The organism is Vibrio sp. ECSMB14106, from assembly GCF_000972265.1.
GTDB lineage: Bacteria > Pseudomonadota > Gammaproteobacteria > Enterobacterales > Vibrionaceae > Vibrio > Vibrio kanaloae.
This window is the reverse complement of record NZ_LAUM01000018.1, coordinates 32,109-51,066: the sequence shown is the minus strand read 5'-3', so window position 1 is coordinate 51,066 and position 18,958 is coordinate 32,109. Positions and strand designations below refer to the sequence as shown.

Here is an 18,958-nt window from a genome sequence, read left to right as displayed (position 1 = left end):
ATCTGGCATCGTCTTGTTAAAAGAGACACTGTAACTCACTGAGTTGTAGAGAAAAGCGATAAGAAAGAGGAATTCATTTCCTCTTTTTTTTTGCCTATTGCTCAGTAAAATTACTGTAATTGAAGGTAATTTTGCGTTTTACCTAACGGAATGGTTCAACAGTGTGAGACGAAATGATGCTTAAACCTAGCGATACATGGAATTGGTATTATGATGATCAGCAATGTTCATTAATGCTAAACCTCGGAGAGGATATGGTTTTTAAAACGAATCTGGTCCGCAACAAGCTGGTGGACTGCGCGTTTAAAGATAATGAATTCACTGTTGATGATGCATCTGCATACCAAACCTTCAAAGAACAAATTTCTGGCTTAGATCTATCTGAGCCTCGTCAAGCTGAATTAGCACTCTATTGTGTGGCAGCAAAGCGCTTCCATAAGCCTGTACAGCCTAAGAGTTGGTTTTTCGACTCACAAGGCACTGGCCATGAATATCCTCAAGAAGGGGATATTGTACAAATGAATAACGAGCATAGCTTAGGGTATTTCATTGTATTAGAAGTGGGAGAGTGTGCGAGCCTATGTGCATTTGTCGACCTAGAAGAGTTCCTGCTGACGCCTTCAAAAGGGCTGCGCTTTGGAGACTCAATCAAAGTGATGCACGATAGAATGGTAGACGCGAATACTATCCTGCATAAAACACACATAGCGATGGTAGGTTAGCTTCTAATCTAGTATGTCATTTAACGTTCCTCACTAGACAAAACTCACAGAAACCTTCCTCATAATCGGCTTAATAGCCGATTTTTTTGTGCCTAAAAAATCTCATCTTGATAAATACATCACCTCCCAATCATATAAATAGTGAACTTATGGCTATTTTTTCACCTTAATTTCTGCCTATTCCCATTACTAGAAGTGGAAATTGCCTGCCTTTATTCCTTGTTTTAAGTCATTTGTAACTAAATTTCACCCATAAATTCTTACTGGTATATACCAATTTTAAGGTGAATATAAATTCACGTCACTACTTTGGTTAATAGATGGTCAGAAATGGAGTTGGTTTGATAGGTCTTGTGTCCTCAGGGGGTGTGGGTAAGCGATCGCTTCAACACTGTGCATTTGCTAGCCAGTTAGTTGAAAGATTCAATGAAAATCCGAGTTTAGTGTGATGCTCTAGTAGCAAATTCAGGTATAATCGAGCTAATTTTTATCAATAAAAGAACACTATGAATCAATATCTAGCGGTTACCTCAAACGGCCTTGAGAATTTATTAGTTGAAGAACTAACCCAACTAGGGATTACAAACGCAAAACCTGTTCAAGCAGGTGTTAAATTCAAAGCGACCAATGAGCAAATTTATCGTTGTTGTTTATGGAGCCGTCTGGCTTCTCGATTTGTACGTGTCCTTTCTGAATTCACTTGTATGGACGACATGGATTTGTACCTATCAACCACTGCGGTTAACTGGGTAAATCAATTCCACAGCTCTAAGCGTTTTGTTGTTGACTTCAATGGTACGAACAACGAAATCCGTAATAGCCAATACGGTGCGATGAAAGTAAAAGATGCCGTTGTTGATTGCTTCGAGAAGAAGTCTTTGCCACGTCCTTCAATCAGCAAAGAGAACCCAGACGTTCGTATTCACGTTCGTCTACACCGCGATAAAGCGATTCTTGGTGTTGATATGGTAGGTAGCGGTCTTCACCAACGTGGTTACCGTCCTGAATCAGGTCGAGCACCATTACGTGAAACTCTTGCTGCCGCGATTCTTCTTCGTAGTGGTTGGGACGCAACTAAGCCTTTCCTAGATCCAATGTGTGGTTCAGGTACGTTAGTGATTGAAGCGGCGATGATGGCTGCAAACATGGCTCCAGGTGTTAAACGTCAGAAGTGGTGTTTTGAATCACTAGAAGACTTTGAACCAGAGCTATGGGCTGAAGTGAAAGCTGAAGCGAATGTTCAAGGCCGTCGTGGTGTTAAGAAAGTGGAATGTAAGTTCTATGGCTACGACAATGATGAACGCATGATCAAAACAGCGCGCGACAATGCTCGTCGTGCCGGTGTTGAAGAGTTGATTGAATTCGAAGTAGGTGATGCAGCAAAACTTAAACGCCCTACAGAATTTAACGATGGTGTGATTGTGTCAAACCCACCTTATGGTGAGCGTTTAGGTACAGAGCCGGGCCTAATTGCACTTTACACGGCATTCGGAGCACAGCTTAAAGCGGAATTTGGCGGTTGTAACGCGTCTATCTTCTCTAGTTCAGACGAACTACTTAGCTGCTTACGAATGCGTGCAGACAAACAGTTCAAATTGAACAACGGTGCGTTACCGTGTCACCAAAAGAATTACTCAATCTCAGATCGTCCGATGTCAGAGCGTCCGACAGGCGAGCAAGAACAATTGATTGCGCCTGATTTTGCGAACCGTCTTAAAAAGAATATCGGTAAAATAGGCAAGTGGGCTAAGAAAGAGCAATTAGATTGTTACCGTATCTATGATGCGGATTTACCAGAATACAATGTAGCGATTGACGTATATCCAGGTCACCTAGTGATTCAAGAATACGCAGCCCCTAAAGACGTACCAGAAGATAAAGCAAAACGTCGTCTAACCGATATCATCCGTGCAGCTATTCAAGTGACTGGCGTTGAAGCGAACAACGTTGTGCTTAAAGTGCGTCAGAAACAGAAAGGTCGTTCTCAATATCAAAAAATGGCTCAAGACTCATCGAACCTAGAAGTGAATGAATACGGCGTTAAGTTGATTGTTAATCTTCACGATTACCTAGATACGGGCTTATTCCTAGATCATAAGATCACTCGTCGTCGTATTGGTGAGATGGCCGCAGGTAAAGATTTCCTAAACTTGTTTGCTTACACAGGTAGTGCATCTGTTCATGCTGCTGTGGGCGGCGCACGTTCTACAACAACAGTAGATATGTCTAATACCTATCTAGAGTGGGCAAAACAGAACATGGAGCTTAACGGACGTGTTGGTCGTCAACATCAGTTCGTTCAAGCTGACTGTCTACAATGGCTGGCTAAAGAGCAGGGTTCTTACGATCTGATCTTTATTGATCCACCAACATTCTCGAACTCAAAGCGTATGGATCAATCTTTTGATGTTCAGCGTGATCACATTCAGTTGATGGAAAACCTGAAGCGTCTTCTTCGTGAAGAAGGCACGATTGTGTTCTCTAACAACAAACGTCACTTTAAAATGGACGTGGAAGCTCTAGAGGAGTTAGGTCTTAAAGCTCAGAATATTTCAGCTAAAACACTTCCATTGGACTTCTCTCGCAATAAGCACATTCATAACTGCTGGTTGATTACACACAAGTAATCAAAGAGATTGTATAAGGATATAGAGTGCTGACTCTCTACAGTACAGAAGGGTGCCATCTATGTGAGATGGCATTCCAACTCACGGAACAGTTAAACATTAGCCATCACGTCAATGTTGTCGACATAGCATTTGATGATGAGCTATTTTCCCGTTACGGGGTCACTATTCCGGTACTCAAATTTGAAAGCTCTGATTGTACTCAAAGCTCAGAGCTTAACTGGCCATTTGGCTTGTTAGAACTTAATGATTGGTTAAAAAAGAATGGCATTACTTACAATTCATAACGGGCAATTAGCGTTTGGCGATCACCCGTTATTAGATCGTGCGGATTTTGCGTTGCAAGAAAACGAACGTGTGTGTTTAGTAGGGCGCAATGGCGCGGGTAAGTCTACGTTGATGAAAATCCTGTCTGGGAACATCATCATGGACGACGGTAAGATGCAAATCACACAAGATGTGGTTGTGTCTCGTCTTGAGCAAGATCCACCGCGTAATGAGGAAGGTACCGTTTATGATTACGTTGCTGGTGGCCTAGCGGAAATCGGCGAACAGTTGAAGATCTACCATGATCTTTTGGATCTCATCGGTACTGATCCGAGTGAAAAGAACCTAAACCGTCTTACTCGTGTTCAAGAGCAGTTGGATCATGCCAACGCATGGCGTTTCGAAGATCGAGTAAGTAACGTAATGGCGGCGCTTAATCTAACTGCTGAGACAAAACTGACCGATTTGTCTGGTGGCTGGCAACGTAAAGCGGCCCTTGCTCGTGCACTTGTGTGTGACCCAGACGTTCTACTTCTAGATGAACCGACTAACCACTTGGATGTCGCGACTATTGAATGGTTAGAAGGCTTCCTGAAAGACTTCCGCGGCTCAATCATCTTTATTTCGCATGACCGTGCGTTCATTAAGTCGATGGCAACACGCATCGTCGACCTTGATCGCGGCAAGCTGAGCTCGTTTCCTGGCGATTATGAAAACTACCTATTAGAGAAAGAAGAAGCGTTGCGTGTTGAAGAAATGCAGAATGCTGAATTCGATAAAAAGCTTGCTCAAGAAGAAGTTTGGATTCGTCAGGGGATCAAAGCTCGTCGAACTCGTAACGAAGGCCGTGTACGTGCACTGAAGAAGCTGCGAGAAGAACGCATCAATCGTCGTGAAGTGCAGGGTAAAGCGGTTATCCAGATTGATGATAGTCAACGCTCAGGCAAGATTGTATTCGAAGCAGAAAATCTTAACTTTGGCTTTGAAGGCAAAGAAATTGTTAAGGACTTCAACTTCAACATTATGCGTGGCGATCGTATTGCTCTGATTGGCCCGAATGGTTGTGGTAAGAGTACGGTACTTAAGTTGCTTCTTGACCAACTTAAACCTGATTCTGGTCGCTTGCACTGCGGTACTAAACTTGAAGTGGCTTACTTCGACCAATACCGTGAAATCCTAGACCCTGAGAAGTCAGTTATCGATAACTTAGCGGATGGTAAGCAAGAAGTGACCGTGGGCGGCCGTGAGCGCCATGCACTGAGCTATTTACAAGATTTCTTATTCTCTCCTAAACGTGCTCGTACTCCTGTTAAAGCGCTATCTGGTGGTGAGAAAAACCGTCTGTTATTGGCGCGTATTTTCCTTAAGTCGAACAACTTGTTGATTCTCGATGAGCCAACCAATGATCTAGACATCGAAACTTTGGAACTTTTAGAAGATTTGCTTGCCAACTATCAGGGTACGCTTCTTTTAGTAAGCCACGATCGTCAATTTGTAGATAACACAGTGATGACAAGTTGGATCTTTGAAGGTAACGGCGTGATTGAAGAATTTGTTGGTGGCTACCACGATGCTCAGCAGCAAAGAAAGCAGGCATTAGAGTACCGACAGGTTGAAAAGCCATTAAAGCCTGAGAAAGTAGTTGAGGAAACTCCCAAAACTGCGCCAGTTAAGGCTAAACCTAAGAAGTTATCGTATAAGCTACAACGAGAACTAGAAGCGTTACCAATGCGTTTAGAAGAATTGGAAACTCAAATTGAAACTCTTCAGGAAGAAGTCAACGATCCAAGCTTCTTTTCAAAATCTGTAGAGCAGACACAACCAGTATTAGATAAGCTATCTGCAGCAGAGCAGGAGCTTGAAGTTGCTTTTGAGCGCTGGGAAGAGCTCGAGGCACTACAACAGGAAAGTTAAGAAGTAATAATGACTTGTACTAAATTTAAATTAACATCAGTTGCAGCATTAGTGTTTGCCGCAACTAACGCCAACGCTGCGCTTTACAAGGTTGTTGAAGTAACGCCTTCTTTTGCTGATGAACCTGAAATCTCTGAGATCTTTGGTGTAGCGATTCAGCCAGGTAAAGCTGTAAACGCTAACGCACAATTGCCAGCATTACCTGATGATGAGTTACCTCTAGGTTGCTTTGATTCTAATGCAACTAACTGTGCGGACAGTTCATTTAAACTGGCTGGCGAGACACGAGATACTGTCGAAGGCATCAGTTATCGCGAAGAAGTCCCTTTCGCTATGGACGCTGCGTTCCAATACCTTCAAGAGTTCGATGACTTTGAAAACTACTGTAACCGTGAATTAAGATATTCAACATGTGAAGCTTGGGCTACAGATCATTGGAACGCTTGGAGCAAAGAGCGGACAGATCTTACTCATGTGAATGCAAAGGCTTTTGTTGAAGGTGGGGATACATTTACAAGCCGAAACACGGTCATTAACTCACTGTATGCTCAATCTGCGACAGAAGTTGAACCTTTGGGTGTTAAATCAGAAGGCGGTATCCGTAATACTGCCCTTCATACTGATTCGGTAGCTCCAGTTGGTTCTTCGGAAACTCGTGCGTGGCGAGCAATTAAAGCGAGCAATGGTACCGTTTATAATGTAGGTAGTGTTTCCGAAGACCGTGGTACGACAGATACCTCTAAACCCGATAAAGTATTTAGTTCTAAAGCTGCGATTTGGGATGGTACGACGACTAAACTAATCGATTGGGATAACAACTCTGCTTTTCCAGCGAAAACGGGTGACTTCTTTGCTCAAGGTAGTATGCGTTCTATCGCAGAGTCAAATTCCGTTTTTTATGGTGTAGGTTATAACACTACAGATGGTAGTGGTGACCTACAAGATATGGATGCGGCGGTTTTTATCAGTAAATCTCTGGACTTGTCTGATAGCAGTAACACATGGGTAACTAAATCGATTAGTGGTGCAGCGGTTAACTCGAACTCATCTGATGACTATAAATACAGTAACTCTGTAGCGAGTGATATTAACAATAATTTGTTCGCTGTGGGTTATTCGAAGCGTAATGGTTATGTTCCTGAAAACGGAAGCGCAGGTAACAAGATCTTCGTCGTAACAGATGCGTCTGCATCTACTCCTACTGCAACATATCTTTCTGGCGGTATCTTCTTCGGTGGTTCAAGTGGTGAAGCTAAAGCTGTGAACAACTTCAATGAGTTTGTGGGTCAGATTGACGCAGAAACGACTCGTGAGGTTGATGGTAGTGAGCGTAGGCATCGTGGTTTTATCTACCCGTACAATGTCGATTCCTCGAAAGATGAGCGTCGTGTAGACATCTTTAACGGCCAAGCTTGGTGGTTAGATGATCTAACCAATGATGGTAACGTTTCTGGAAATAACAACCAGTTCCGAATTATTGACGCAACTGACATTAATGATGCAGGTGTGATTTCAGCAACAGCTATCAAATGTACCGTTGGTGGTAAAGTTCAAGCGTATGATACAACATCTCATAACTCTTACTGTGGTGGCGCTGCATCTAACGCAGTAGAAGAAGTTGTTGCTGTTAAACTGGTTCCAATAGCTGGTGCTACTAAAGATGATATTCAAACTCGTAGTGCCGACTCCGAGAAAGTCGATCGCCAAGGTGGTAGCCTAGGTTGGTTTACTTTGACTGTGTTTGCTCTGTTAGGGTTCCGTAGAAAATTTAAATAATTTCACCTCATGAGCCCGAGTTCACAATTCTGAACTCGGGCTTTTTTTCGCCTTGAGAAAAGTGAAAAATTGATCGATTCTTAAAGTTGGAGTTACAAAAACTCCTCAAAGTTGTAATCATTATATGTTAGTAAATCAACACCCGTATGAGGACTGCACGATGAAGAGACAGAAGCGAGATCGACTAGAACGAGCACAATCTCAAGGCTACAAGGCTGGTTTGAATGGTAGGTCGCAAGAAGCTTGCCCATACAGCCAAATGGATTCTAGATCGTATTGGTTAGGTGGCTGGCGAGATGCTAAAGATGATAAGCATTCAGGTCTCTATAAGTAGATAGGGCGTAACGTATTCCAAAATCAAGGCTCCATTGCCTGTTGTTAACTACAACAGCTGGGGCTTTGTTAGTTTCTGAAAGAGATATTTTAAATGATACAGATACTAGAGGCGGGCTAGTAACTCTGAACACATTATCTAGAGTCTTACTATAGCTGGTGGACATATATAGTTTTAATAAACTCTCAGTATATTTTAATGCACTATAACTAAATTTATTGAGGTAAAAATAAAGCGGTCAGCGACCACTTTATTAAAACTTTAACGATTCGATTAGAATGCTGACGTATCTTGGAAAAGGCCAACTTTCAAATCTTTAGCAACATAGATCTCTTTACCATCAACAAGTACGCGACCATCAGCAAGACCCATCACCAAGCGGCGGTTAACAACGCGTTTCATGTGGATCTCATAAGTGACTTTTTTCGCTGTAGGTAGAATTTGACCTGTGAATTTCACTTCGCCAACACCTAGAGCACGGCCTTTACCTTTGCCGCCAACCCAACCAAGGTAGAACCCAACAAGCTGCCACATTGCGTCAAGGCCTAGGCAACCAGGCATTACTGGATCGCCAGGGAAGTGACAGTCAAAGAACCATAGGTCAGGAGTAATATCCAGCTCAGCAAGAATCAACCCTTTACCGAAATCACCTTCAGTCTCAGACATTTTTGTGATGCGATCCATCATCAACATGTTCGGTGCAGGTAGTTGAGGACCTTCTGGCCATAGTTCGCCCTGGCTTGATGCTAGAAGATCTTCGCGAGTGTAAGAATCACGTTTGTTTTGCATTATCAATTACTCCGATTTTTGATAGGTGCATATTAGTGAACAGGTGTACGCTAAACAAGTCCGATCAGTACTAGACAAACCAGTTTTTAATGCGTCCAACAATTCCAATACGGTGTTCATGTCTTTCAAAGTTTTCAATACGTTCTGCTATTTTGCTCAGAACGTTTTCTTGTTCATCGTCTCTAAATGGTTTGTTCATAATCAGAGGAATAGCTTCATCTACATTAGACACAGACCAAATATGGAATTCTTCATTTTTGATGCTTTCAATAAGATCAGGTTTTAGAGCCAGATGCCTTAAGTTAGATCTTGGAAGGATCACGCCTTGTTCGCCAGTTAAGCCATTGTGTTTACACACATGATAGAAGCCTTCAATTTTTTCGTTTAGCCCGCCTACCGCTTGTACGCGACCGAATTGGTCAACAGCGCCTGTAACCGCTATTTGCTGGTTAATAGGGTACTCAGAAAGCGCACTTACTAACGAGCATAACTCAGCTAGAGAAGCGCTATCTCCGTCGACTTCGCAATACGACTGTTCAAATACCACGGAAGCTGCATATGGTAGGGGATCTTCTAAGTTGAGCGAACTGCTCAAAAACGCTTGCATGATCATCATGCCTTTCGCATGAAGGTTACCACCAAGTTCGGCTTTACGCTCAACATCGGCAATATCACCATCACCAAAATGAATGACACATGAAATACGTGCAGGCTCACCATACGATATTGGATGTCCCGGTACATCAATAACAGTCAGACCATTAACTTGACCTACTTGTTCACCCTTTGTTTCGATAATGACTTGGCCATCTCGAATATCATCAAGAGCGCGCTCAGGCAGATATGATTCACGGTTGTACTTGTGTTGCTGAGCTTGTTGAACGTGGTGAAGGTCAATTTCTCCGTTATTAGCTTCAATCAAAGCTTCGTTCAGCAATGCGTTGTGCCAAATAGGGCACAACGGAATATAGCTTTGATCTTCGGTCTCCCTGGCGCCAGCGCTAAGAATTCCAATTAGCGCCTGTTGCGTAATTGTTGGCAAGCTATAACGTTGCTGAAGCCATTTTAGATAACCAAGGTATTGAGTCAAAGTGTCGTGTGAAAGCTTGATGTCTTGTTCAATTTCACTGAATAGGCAAAAACCGGTTTGAATATCACTATCTAGATAATCAAGGTCCCCTAATTGAGATCTGTCTCCAACAACAATCAGCTTAATGTCATAAGTGAGAGGTAAAACCGGAGATTGGTTTAAGTGTTCAGGGTTACTACTGATTGGTTCTACCGCATCACCAAGGAGCGCAGACTTTAACAATAGCCAGCTTCCCGGGTTTGCCAAGATCAAGTTTGCTGAAACGATCAGGTAGCCGTTGTTTGCTCTAGCCAGTAAGCCGGGTTTTGTCGCAACAACTTTACCGTCTTTTGATTGAACCTGGTTAAACAAAGAAATAGCATTTAACGATTCGGTTTTTATTACAGGCTGTGTTTGATCATCTAAAGCAGTAACTAAAGATTCGACAATCATCTGACGATAGATAGAGTTGTCTGGAGCGTTTACAAGTAAAACACGCGAAAGGTTAGATAAGCGAGTAAAACGGGTTAAGGCGTCTCTAAATCTATGTTGAATGTTTGAAAACGGGAAAGGCGAGATGTCAGGGAATTGCTCTAATTGAGCGTTATATTCGTCGTACTGAGGCGTAACATGTCGCCAATCTACTTGAGTCATTTAATTTTCTGATTACGATAATGAGGTAGGGATTATATAGAAAAACCGATCTCGCTTGTAGCTCTATGTTGTAGTTACAGTTCACTATGCCAAAATAAGTATTATCTTGGTCTATTCTTACAAGACAATAATTGTTAAACAGCCCATTATGGGTTACGCTGTCACTAGGATTAACTCTCGAGATTAGACATGAAATATCAGCAACTTGAAAATCTAGAATGTGGTTGGAAATGGAACTATCTGGTCAAAAAATGGAAAGAAGGTGAAGTGATCACCTGCCATATTGATTCAAGTGAAGCTGAGGTTGCTGTACAAGCCTTATTGAAGCTCGAACACCAACCCACAGGTGTTCTTGAGTGGATATCTAATAATATCTCTCCAGAGCTCGATAACAAGCTTAAACAAGCGATCAGAGCCAAGCGAAAGCGTCACTTCAACGCAGAACAAGTTCACACGAAGAAAAAGTCGATCGACCTTGATTATCGTGTATGGGAGAAACTTTCCCAACGAGCTAACGAGCTTGGTTGCACGCTATCTGATGCCATCGAGTACTTAGTCAGTGAAGCATCTCGTAGTGAACAAGCGAGTAAGACAGTAACCAGTCTTAAAGAAGACCTGAGTAAACTCCTTTCTGACGATAAATAATCATCAACTGTAGTGGTGACATTATGATGTACGTAATCTTAATTGGTGCAATATTGGTTTTTTGGTTGGTCGCAATTGATAGGCCAGTATTAAAAATTAAATTTAACAATGGGGCGATCGAACAAGTTAAAGGTCATCTTCCACCTAGTTTTAAACACAATCTTGAAGAAATTGGTCATAAAAATCTTTTCAAGGGAGAACTTAAAGTATATGCCAAACGCTCTGGTTATAATCTCAAGTTCACTAAAGATGTACCTAAAAGCGTTCAGCAGCGCATTCGTAACGTGTTCCCGCATAATGGTTTTAAGTCTAAAGGCTCAAAGAAAGCGTAATCGTTGATAATTACGTGTTAGCTGGTCAATCCTCATACTAAGTTAATCCTTCATTTTCCTTAAATCTCCGCATACTGTTCTCACCTTCAACAAAGAGAGAGCAGTATGAGATACCTAGTATTCCTATTGTGTTTTTTATCCCCAGTTGCTTTTGCCGACGATGCATTGGTTAATCCCGTCGCTAAAAAAATCAAAGTCACCGTCATGAAAGGACTCAACAAGAGCGATGTTGATTTCGATGGTTATTGCGATCTTATGATTGAGATGAAGCACTCTAAAGGTTACGCAAGAATCAAAAAGGTGAGAACGTCTGGTGATAGCAACGTTTGCAAGCAGGCGAAAAAGTACTTGCCAAAGAAGAAAAGGTTCAAATACAGTTTTCCAGAAAAGTATATCCGGCTACATATTACGTGTTAGGCCACCTTCAATGCACTATAACTAAATGACCTTAATTTTATTGAAACAATTTCGTGAACCAATCTCTAATTTCTATTAATATTAGCTTTGTTATCAAGGCAGGATATGCCAGAAAATAAATCTTAGGGCAAAGGAAAGTCACGGTTGTTGTTAGTAAATAAAAGTTATTCCCCTGAAGTCATAGAAATCTCTAGGAAAGTCTCGATGAACGTCGAGGCACGTTTTACCAAATGGTTAATATCGCCACAATACAAACTAGAACAATCTACGGTTGATACGCTGCTGAGTTTAGAAAATAGATATTGTGATAGCGTCATATTTGATGAATCTGACCGCATATCTCATAACCAACGTATTCTACTGCGCTGTGAACAAGATAGAGTTAATGCTCATCGTGAGAAAGTGGTCGCGAAGCAACAAACACTACAATACGTTATTGATGATGTTAGCAATGCAGCCTCGGATCTAATGCTTGATAAGCTCCAAAGCACCTTAATCAGTTCGTTGTTTTCAGACTTACCCGATTACAATCAGCTTGCTAGCGTTGCTTATTCGCCGTCTTTAAACTTTGCTAAACTCCATGAAATATCAGCTAAAAGCAGGTCATTGAGCTCAAGTTTAATCGAATTTGTTTCCAATCAAGAATTTGCCGAGAAGTATGGAAAGAAATCTAAAGTCATTCTTGATCCTAGAGTAGCAGTTCGGCAGATAGGAATAGAAAATTGTCGTTTATTGTTTCCTTTATTAATGAGCCAGCAACTGATTAAGTGGAATGATGGCAATATTAAACATATTGTGCCTAAGGTTTGGCAACACCTAGTCGTAACTTCAAACGTTACGCGGCTTAGACTCCAAGAAACCTCTGTAAAAGATCCTAATGTTGGTATCTTGCTTGGTGTGATACGAGTTTTGCCTTTATTCTTAATTTGTAACCACTTTTCTTCAACGTTTGAAGACGCATTGGTTAAAACCATGCTGGATTACCGAGATGCAAGTGATAGGCATGATGAATATTACGCTTGTACTGAAGTTTTACCCAATACACAGTTTCTCGAAGCAATGGTCAAGCCATTGGAACTCAAGTTACTTAAAAAAATTGTCGAATTTATTGATTGGAGCCCGGACAACCAATACATAAAGCACGCGCTTCTTGAGGAAGTAAATGATATTCCAACTCTTGAACGAACCGTTTGTGGTGCAGCACTGGCTCAAGGTAGAAAATTCTCTGTGTATGAAGCGTTAGATAATAGTGATTTATTTAACGCCAAACATCGGTCGTATTGGTTCTCTACAGTACAAATGGCGGCTGAGACGATAGGGCAAGTACAAAGTAAAGTTCCTGGTAAACTAACCACAGATATGTAGAAATAGAGAGAAGAGAGCCACATTTAATGTGACTCTTTTTTGTTGCAGTGTAACTTTTTATGATCGATTTAAGCTTAGTTAACAACTTGAAAAGTAAATGAGTCCTGCTTAGCTCTCGCATGTTTAACGGGAATGCCTAGCTCTTGACAAGTCATTAGGACTTTCAGCTTTCTATCAACAGGGGCGTGTTCTGAAAGAATCACTGACCTCAAGCACTCTCTATTCAGATATAATTTATGCCCAACGATCTCTTCATCAGGCAATACCCATCGATATTCTTGCTCGAAACGCCAATTAGAATGTTTGATTTTAAATAATTCGGTACCTACCTTAGTCGTTTTGTCATCTTTGGGAGGCGAATTAAAAACGGTGATGTCATCTTCATATTGGACTTTAAAACAGTTGAGGTCAGCTTTGCCTTTATAATAATTAAGATCATACTCGATACACATACCCCTGAAATTATCGCCATACTGTGACCACAATATTGGGTGATCACTAGATTGAGAGAAGCACATTACTTTGAAATCGTTTTGAAGGTTTTCGTTTAGCGCGAGGTTAGATTCAAAAGGGTTATTAAAAGTTTTTGCGTAATCAAACCACAACGAGCACTCAGATATTGACTGTATATTTCTATCGTGAAGAGATCTGAACTTATAAAGCCTAGGTAACATATCAAACACCTATCTCACAAAATTTCCTGATGTTAGCACTTATAATTACAATAAGAGTGAGAATGTATTGCATTTGATTGCTTAATCACCTTGTTTATTCATGTAACTGATTGATAGATCAAAGTTTAAACAAAAATAGTAGCGTGATTTTACAGTGTGGGACAGCAGCTAATAAGCTTCTCGGATTTTTTGAATAAGATACAACGTAACTTTAACCGTAGAGAAAGTTACGACTATAAAATCGAAGTCGAGTAGGGAACCTGAAGATTTAAAAGCCGAACTCGAAAAGAACGGCTTAATTTGAAATAAAGCTTACGATTGAATTGAGATTAGAAATGGTACCTTGCACCGATGTATGCCGTTTGAGATGAAACATCGACGGAGTCTATTTCCACGCGTGCATTTCGGTAACCAAGATGGATGTCGATGTTGTCTGTAAGGACCGCACCAAGCTCACCGCCAACCTGATAAGCCGCTTCAGATTTCGAGTCTGACACTCCGAATGCTTTTGCTTCCATATCCATAGAACCAATGCCAGCTAATAGAGACACATACAGATCTAGTACGTCACCTTTAACAATAAACTTAGGTTTAATATTAACGAAGAAAGCTTGACCTTCAACATCCATTACGTCGCTATAGTTAACTTTCCCGATTTTGCGGTATTCGGCCTCTAATCCCAATTTGACAGCATCGTGCGTATTGAATTCGTAGCCACCAACTAAGTTATAGCTGAAGTCTGATAGATCAGATGAATCTTCAATTGCGCTACCACGGTATTCTAATTCAGTTTCATTATAAAATCCGGCATCGATGCCAGCGTAAAAATTACCAAGGTCTCTAGGATAGGTTTCATTGTTACTAGCAAGTGTGTATGTGTTCATCCCCAAAATGGTGAATAGTGATAGGGCGATTGTACTAATTTTCATATTAAGCCTTTTATATTATTGATTTAGAGAGTATCTTAACAAAATAAAGGGCTTTGAACTATTAGAAATCACATCTAACCACCTGATTTAAAAGATAATTATAAATATCGCCGATTTTATGCGTTCTCCAACGTAGTCGAGACATTAGTTTAGGTTGACGTCTGATTTCAAGCTTCTTTAAAACAATAGGTTAAAGTTATAATTATTCGCACTTGTGTTACTTTTTCTTCAAAAAGATATTGGTGTTCAGGACCTATGAACGTGATAGCTCAAGCTTTACCGTGAATAACTTCGGTGGACTGGAATTAAAACGCTTCGGTATCAAGCTCATGAGGTAGTTAAAATAATGGTTGCCAAGCGTCTCAGTACAAAAAAGTCTTCGACAGCTTAGAGTTACTAAAAGAAATGCTGCTCATAAGTGAATCCAACAAAAAATCATGTACAGATGCTTGGCTATCGAGATGACACAGACCAAGTTCAATGTATGGTGTCGAATGTTGTTGGCTTAAACTTCCAAGAAGTGAATGAACTTGCTGATGAGATATTCTTGGTTGGTGACTGGTTCATGTCAGTTACAAGCGTTGATAAAGATGAAAACCACAACGTAAAAATCTATGGGCCATATGAGACAGACGTTCAAGCAATGGAGCATGCACGAAAACCTTGTCAGTAACAACGTTCAGAGTCTCTGTATGAGCTCAGAAAACCCCTCAAAATCAAACTAGTCTAAGTGCGTATTATGTATATTATGTTAAATAGAATTTAGTTTTTATAAGGCAGGACTCTTTGTGTGATGCCCTGCCTTCGTATTGTGTTGTTATTCTCTGGTTTTATACTGTGTATTTAACCATAGTGGTTATTTACCATAAAATACCTAATAAACATATTTCTTAATCTTCATTTAAGAAATATGTTTATTAGGCGTTAAGCATTAATCTATTAATTGCTTCTGTTATCTCTTTGGTTCGTACAGGCTTCGTTACGAAATCATTCATGCCTACATTTAGACACGAATATCTGTCTTCTATTGATGTGTGCGCTGTCAACGCAACGATTGGTGTTTCGATATTGGCATCTCTAATATATTTTGTTGTGGTCAATCCATCCATTACTGGCATCGACACGTCCATTAAAATAATGTCTATCCGATCGTGGCCTTTCTCGATAAAGTTAAGTGCTTCTTCACCGTTACTTGCAATAAAAACTTCGTGCCCTTGTCGCGTTAGGATTAACTTGATCACCATTTGATTCGTTGGGTTATCTTCAACAACTAAAACTGCATAGCGACTTCTTAGCTTTCGAGAGCGTTTATTTGCTTTAGAGCAATCCTGTTTGTTCATTGCTCTAGTGAGCACGGGTAAATGCACTTTGAACTTAGAACCTTTGCCTAGCTTACTCTCTACGCTAATGCGACCACCCATCAATTCAACAAGTCGCTTAGTGATAGCTAACCCCAAACCTGTACCACCAAACCTACGTGTGATTGTGCTATCGGCTTGTACGAACGGGCTGAACAATGACGAAATTTGCTGTGAGCTAATGCCAATCCCGGTATCTTCCACCGTTATATCAAAAGAGCTCTGTTGGTAATCAATCGATACGTGAACATGTCCATATTCGGTGAACTTTATCGCGTTACCAATCAGATTAAATAGAATCTGTGTTAAGCGAGTTGGATCGGTATAATGAAGTTCCCCTTCAGGTATATAACTCGTAGAGGTTAACTCCAATCCCTTATTGTCTGCTGTCTTCTTTTGTTCAGATAACACAAAAGTTACAGCGTCTCTTATGTCGCTCCATTGAGGAGCCAAAGAGAAACTTCCAGACTCGATTTTAGAAAAATCCAACACGTCACTGATAATTGCTAACAAAAGCTCAGATGATGTACTCATATTAAGCAGTATAGACTGTTGTTCTTCATCTAACTGTGTTGACTTTAGTGTGTCGATTAAGCCTATGACCGCGTTTAATGGTGTTCTTAACTCATGACTCATCATTGCTAAGAATTCAGACTTTGCCTTATTGGCTCTTTCTGCCTCTTTTCTTGCTGTGACAAGCTCCGCTGTTCGCTTTCGAACGGTGGCTTCGAGTTTCTCTTTATTTTCTATATCAAACACCGCTCGTTCAATTAGCGGACGAAAACGGCTTAGGGTAGCTTTGGTTTCAATATCAAAATGCTTGGTGTTGGAATGAACAAAGATAATGACGGATTGAGTTAATCCACTATCAATGCCGGTGATCAAAACAGAGTTAATTTGGTCGAGTATGATGGGATGCAAAGAGTTAAATTCACCCAAGGATTTGGGTTCAAAAAGGATTACGCATTCTCCATTTATCACTCGCGATAGTTTACCGCTATCACTCCATTTTATCTTTCCAAATACTCTATTATTGGTTAACAAAGTTTTGAATTTCCCTTCATTCCCGACCCTTGAGATCACGATAAAATCATCGAATTTTATGTATTTTTTGAGTACAAATTCAATACTAGAGAATATCTCTGCGATGTTATTCGCTTTACTGATAGCCGAAATGGTTGATAAGATCACCCTATTTTCTTCAGCTAATTTCCGTTCACGTGATTTTAGTTTTTGCAGTTCAATACGGGCTTCTTGTAGCTCTTCTTGACCTTCAGAACTCATTATTTTTTTAGCCTATAGAAAGTTGCTGACGACACCATTAAATTTCCATGTGCATTTTCGCCGCCAGAGAGTCTACCTTGTTCACCAAATGTGAAAGAGCAAATGTAAGGTAGTCCATCAAGTGCTTGATTTATTTGGTTGCATACCTCATCCATGTCTTGTTTTAGATTTAACATCGGACCCGCACAGAATATATTAATAGCCCCCAGTTTTTCCTCAAATTCCATATCATTATAGTAAGATGAATGAATGATGTTGGCTGCGCGGCCTATTAATTGTTGTTTGCAGCCTTGCATCAAATAGATGGTATCGCCTTCATTTATGTCGGTAAATAACTCGATCCCGTTGTTTTCGGTTTCTCGGATTGAATGCGACAACTTGAAATATGGGTAGTCGTATGAAGAACCTACTTTTCTGCCCAATGGATAGACAGAAGACTTTTCGAATATATAGCCGTCATCACTGTCACCTAAGTGGAAATTGGTCCATTCATTATAAACGGTGACAGCAGGCCTATGATCGATCTCCAACAATACTCTGTTTCTGACTTTAGTCACGGTACCAGAGTACTGTGTGGGTGTGTGACCGGCGCTTAAGGATGAATATATCGATTGAGAAGCGAACACCGCCATTAGAGATAAACCGTTAACAGAGAGAGATTCTTCGGTGAATATGCTCCAATTGCCGGAAACCTGATTATCTGCAGCACTGCCACCAATAATTGGTACGGCTGTTCCAAACTTGTTGTCTATGGCTGCCATGATTTTTTCTTCATTGCCAGGCGTAGAATGAAGCAAGATTAAATCGGGTATTTCGCCTTCTCGGTTGGCGTTTTTAAGTGCTTTATCGATCGCTCGGAAGGTGTTTTTTTCTATAGAATCACCGAAGTGCTCGATACCCGTTCCGTAGGCGTTGATCCCTGTATCATAAATGATAAGTGCACCAATCACAGGGCCAGAATGGAACCCTGTTTCGGTCATTATGCCGTGACAAGTAGTGCATCCATGAATGGGAGTATGAGGAAGCGCGTTGACCAAATGTTGCTGCACAGCTAACGTTGAGTACTCTTCTGTGCAGTAGCAAATAAGACAGGCGATATCATCGCTTTTTACTACTCCGGAGAGCAACTCATCGACCGCTACTTTATAATCTAAGGAATAAGAGACTTTTGATAGAAATTTCATAGATTGCTGAAGGATTTATTAATGTTCTCTTTATAACACTTTAATGCACTGTGTTTCACTGATTTAGTATATGTTTCTACAAAAGTATCGATGCCGTGATTCAGTTTGCTTTAGATATATTTACAGAATACGTACTGACCTGTTGTGGGAATGTAACCGTTATTGAGGCAGTTTCATCGTTGGTTTGTAGTAACCAATGAGAGCCCCCGTTTGGTTCTAAGGTTCCGCTGCCATCATAATTAATGATGAATTTACCAGTTTCGGATGTTTTGATTGAATACCCCTTGCTATAACCTGAAATTAAAACATTATGTTGTTCAATACCAAATTGACAAGGTTTTGAAATTATACAGTCTATTGTTTCGTCGTTAACGTATGTTACTGTTCTCCAAGTAAATGCAGCTATTAAAACAACCAATATGATGATAATTTGAACAAGCCTGCCTTTTGTTAGCTTTTGTGCTGCCATTATAATCTTTACTCCTTGTTACAAAGTTCAAAGTTTTTAAAGAAAAATCCAATTCCGGACCATGCGTAAGGTTACTACTCTGTCATTGATTTGTTAATTCAAGTATAGTGTCGCGTTGAAAATGCCACTTTTTTTTAAAATCAGCAAGT

Annotated in this window: 18 protein-coding genes; 11 read left to right on the top strand and 7 right to left on the bottom strand. The window is 40.6% G+C overall.

The window, feature by feature from the left end; genetic code table 11:
- Window positions 1-173 precede the first annotated feature (173 nt).
- The 6 genes from WR49_RS13200 (at window position 174) to rmf (ending at window position 7,640) form a co-directional block, all read left to right on the top strand.
- A complete protein-coding gene (locus WR49_RS13200; protein WP_029627105.1) occupies window positions 174-722 on the top strand; it encodes a cell division protein ZapC in 549 nt (182 codons plus the stop codon).
- Window positions 723-1,228: 506 nt separating this feature from the next.
- Window positions 1,229-3,349: a bifunctional 23S rRNA (guanine(2069)-N(7))-methyltransferase RlmK/23S rRNA (guanine(2445)-N(2))-methyltransferase RlmL gene (gene rlmKL / locus WR49_RS13195; protein ID WP_046224325.1), complete on the top strand. Its 2,121-nt coding sequence runs from the start codon at window positions 1,229-1,231 to the stop codon at window positions 3,347-3,349.
- Window positions 3,350-3,375: 26 nt separating this feature from the next.
- Window positions 3,376-3,636, top strand: coding sequence for a glutaredoxin family protein (locus tag WR49_RS13190; RefSeq protein WP_082082779.1), 261 nt, complete (start codon window positions 3,376-3,378; stop codon window positions 3,634-3,636).
- Entirely contained in the window at window positions 3,614-5,530 is a 1,917-nt protein-coding gene (locus WR49_RS13185; RefSeq protein WP_046224323.1) for an ABC transporter ATP-binding protein, read from the top strand. Before WR49_RS13190 ends, WR49_RS13185 begins: the two co-directional genes overlap by 23 nt.
- Before the next feature lie 9 nt (window positions 5,531-5,539).
- Complete coding sequence (locus WR49_RS13180) at window positions 5,540-7,306, top strand: DUF3466 family protein (protein WP_046224322.1); 1,767 nt, start codon at window positions 5,540-5,542, stop codon at window positions 7,304-7,306.
- A gap of 160 nt (window positions 7,307-7,466) precedes the next feature.
- Entirely contained in the window at window positions 7,467-7,640 is a 174-nt protein-coding gene (rmf, locus tag WR49_RS13175; protein WP_017057234.1) for a ribosome modulation factor, read from the top strand.
- 273 nt (window positions 7,641-7,913) lie between these two features.
- Here rmf and fabA read toward each other — a convergent pair whose 3' ends face one another.
- Entirely contained in the window at window positions 7,914-8,429 is a 516-nt protein-coding gene (gene fabA / locus WR49_RS13170) for a bifunctional 3-hydroxydecanoyl-ACP dehydratase/trans-2-decenoyl-ACP isomerase (protein ID WP_010440782.1), read from the bottom strand.
- A gap of 70 nt (window positions 8,430-8,499) precedes the next feature.
- The gene (locus tag WR49_RS13165) at window positions 8,500-10,152 is read right to left on the bottom strand and encodes an AAA family ATPase (RefSeq protein WP_046224321.1); all 1,653 of its coding nucleotides are present in this window, start codon (window positions 10,150-10,152) and stop codon (window positions 8,500-8,502) included.
- 189 nt (window positions 10,153-10,341) lie between these two features.
- Here WR49_RS13165 and matP point away from each other — a divergent pair, with 189 nt between their 5' ends.
- The 4 genes from matP to WR49_RS13145 all read left to right on the top strand — a co-directional run bounded on the left by matP (window position 10,342) and on the right by WR49_RS13145 (window position 12,911).
- Window positions 10,342-10,797, top strand: a complete 456-nt coding sequence (gene matP, locus WR49_RS13160) for a macrodomain Ter protein MatP (protein ID WP_046224320.1) — start codon at window positions 10,342-10,344, stop codon at window positions 10,795-10,797.
- A 23-nt stretch (window positions 10,798-10,820) separates the two neighbouring features.
- Window positions 10,821-11,129, top strand: a complete 309-nt coding sequence (locus WR49_RS13155) for a DUF3634 family protein (protein WP_046224319.1) — start codon at window positions 10,821-10,823, stop codon at window positions 11,127-11,129.
- Window positions 11,130-11,234: 105 nt separating this feature from the next.
- Complete coding sequence (locus tag WR49_RS13150; RefSeq protein WP_046224318.1) at window positions 11,235-11,546, top strand: hypothetical protein; 312 nt, start codon at window positions 11,235-11,237, stop codon at window positions 11,544-11,546.
- A gap of 144 nt (window positions 11,547-11,690) precedes the next feature.
- The gene (locus tag WR49_RS13145; RefSeq protein ID WP_046224317.1) at window positions 11,691-12,911 is read left to right on the top strand and encodes a hypothetical protein; all 1,221 of its coding nucleotides are present in this window, start codon (window positions 11,691-11,693) and stop codon (window positions 12,909-12,911) included.
- A 74-nt stretch (window positions 12,912-12,985) separates the two neighbouring features.
- On the opposite strand, the gene WR49_RS13140 is transcribed toward WR49_RS13145, so the two are convergent.
- Window positions 12,986-13,585: a DUF2971 domain-containing protein gene (locus tag WR49_RS13140; protein WP_046224316.1), complete on the bottom strand. Its 600-nt coding sequence runs from the start codon at window positions 13,583-13,585 to the stop codon at window positions 12,986-12,988.
- Window positions 13,586-13,914: 329 nt separating this feature from the next.
- A complete protein-coding gene (locus tag WR49_RS13135) occupies window positions 13,915-14,514 on the bottom strand; it encodes an outer membrane beta-barrel protein (protein WP_046224315.1) in 600 nt (199 codons plus the stop codon).
- Window positions 14,515-14,932: 418 nt separating this feature from the next.
- Here WR49_RS13135 and WR49_RS13130 point away from each other — a divergent pair, with 418 nt between their 5' ends.
- Window positions 14,933-15,187, top strand: a complete 255-nt coding sequence (locus WR49_RS13130; RefSeq protein ID WP_231574712.1) for a hypothetical protein — start codon at window positions 14,933-14,935, stop codon at window positions 15,185-15,187.
- A 244-nt stretch (window positions 15,188-15,431) separates the two neighbouring features.
- Here the strand turns inward: WR49_RS13130 and WR49_RS13125 are convergent, their stop codons facing one another.
- The 3 genes from WR49_RS13125 to WR49_RS13115 form a co-directional block, all read right to left on the bottom strand.
- A complete protein-coding gene (locus WR49_RS13125; protein WP_046224314.1) occupies window positions 15,432-17,156 on the bottom strand; it encodes an ATP-binding protein in 1,725 nt (574 codons plus the stop codon).
- The gene (locus WR49_RS13120) at window positions 17,156-18,340 is read right to left on the bottom strand and encodes an FIST signal transduction protein (RefSeq protein ID WP_046224313.1); all 1,185 of its coding nucleotides are present in this window, start codon (window positions 18,338-18,340) and stop codon (window positions 17,156-17,158) included. The genes WR49_RS13125 and WR49_RS13120 overlap by 1 nt, the downstream gene beginning before the upstream one ends.
- A gap of 100 nt (window positions 18,341-18,440) precedes the next feature.
- A complete protein-coding gene (locus WR49_RS13115) occupies window positions 18,441-18,809 on the bottom strand; it encodes a hypothetical protein (RefSeq protein ID WP_046224312.1) in 369 nt (122 codons plus the stop codon).
- Window positions 18,810-18,958 lie beyond the last annotated feature (149 nt).

Coding starts and splice junctions, on each gene's coding strand:
- WR49_RS13200 (WP_029627105.1), top strand. CDS start 174: ATGATGCTTAAACCTAGCGATACATGGAATTGGTATTATGATGATCAG.
- rlmKL (WP_046224325.1), top strand. CDS start 1,229: ATGAATCAATATCTAGCGGTTACCTCAAACGGCCTTGAGAATTTATTA.
- WR49_RS13185 (WP_046224323.1), top strand. CDS start 3,614: ATGGCATTACTTACAATTCATAACGGGCAATTAGCGTTTGGCGATCAC.
- WR49_RS13180 (WP_046224322.1), top strand. CDS start 5,540: ATGACTTGTACTAAATTTAAATTAACATCAGTTGCAGCATTAGTGTTT.
- rmf (WP_017057234.1), top strand. CDS start 7,467: ATGAAGAGACAGAAGCGAGATCGACTAGAACGAGCACAATCTCAAGGC.
- fabA (WP_010440782.1), bottom strand. CDS start 8,429: ATGCAAAACAAACGTGATTCTTACACTCGCGAAGATCTTCTAGCATCA.
- WR49_RS13165 (WP_046224321.1), bottom strand. CDS start 10,152: ATGACTCAAGTAGATTGGCGACATGTTACGCCTCAGTACGACGAATAT.
- matP (WP_046224320.1), top strand. CDS start 10,342: ATGAAATATCAGCAACTTGAAAATCTAGAATGTGGTTGGAAATGGAAC.
- WR49_RS13155 (WP_046224319.1), top strand. CDS start 10,821: ATGATGTACGTAATCTTAATTGGTGCAATATTGGTTTTTTGGTTGGTC.
- WR49_RS13150 (WP_046224318.1), top strand. CDS start 11,235: ATGAGATACCTAGTATTCCTATTGTGTTTTTTATCCCCAGTTGCTTTT.
- WR49_RS13140 (WP_046224316.1), bottom strand. CDS start 13,585: ATGTTACCTAGGCTTTATAAGTTCAGATCTCTTCACGATAGAAATATA.
- WR49_RS13135 (WP_046224315.1), bottom strand. CDS start 14,514: ATGAAAATTAGTACAATCGCCCTATCACTATTCACCATTTTGGGGATG.
- WR49_RS13125 (WP_046224314.1), bottom strand. CDS start 17,156: ATGAGTTCTGAAGGTCAAGAAGAGCTACAAGAAGCCCGTATTGAACTG.
- WR49_RS13120 (WP_046224313.1), bottom strand. CDS start 18,340: ATGAAATTTCTATCAAAAGTCTCTTATTCCTTAGATTATAAAGTAGCG.
- WR49_RS13115 (WP_046224312.1), bottom strand. CDS start 18,809: ATGGCAGCACAAAAGCTAACAAAAGGCAGGCTTGTTCAAATTATCATC.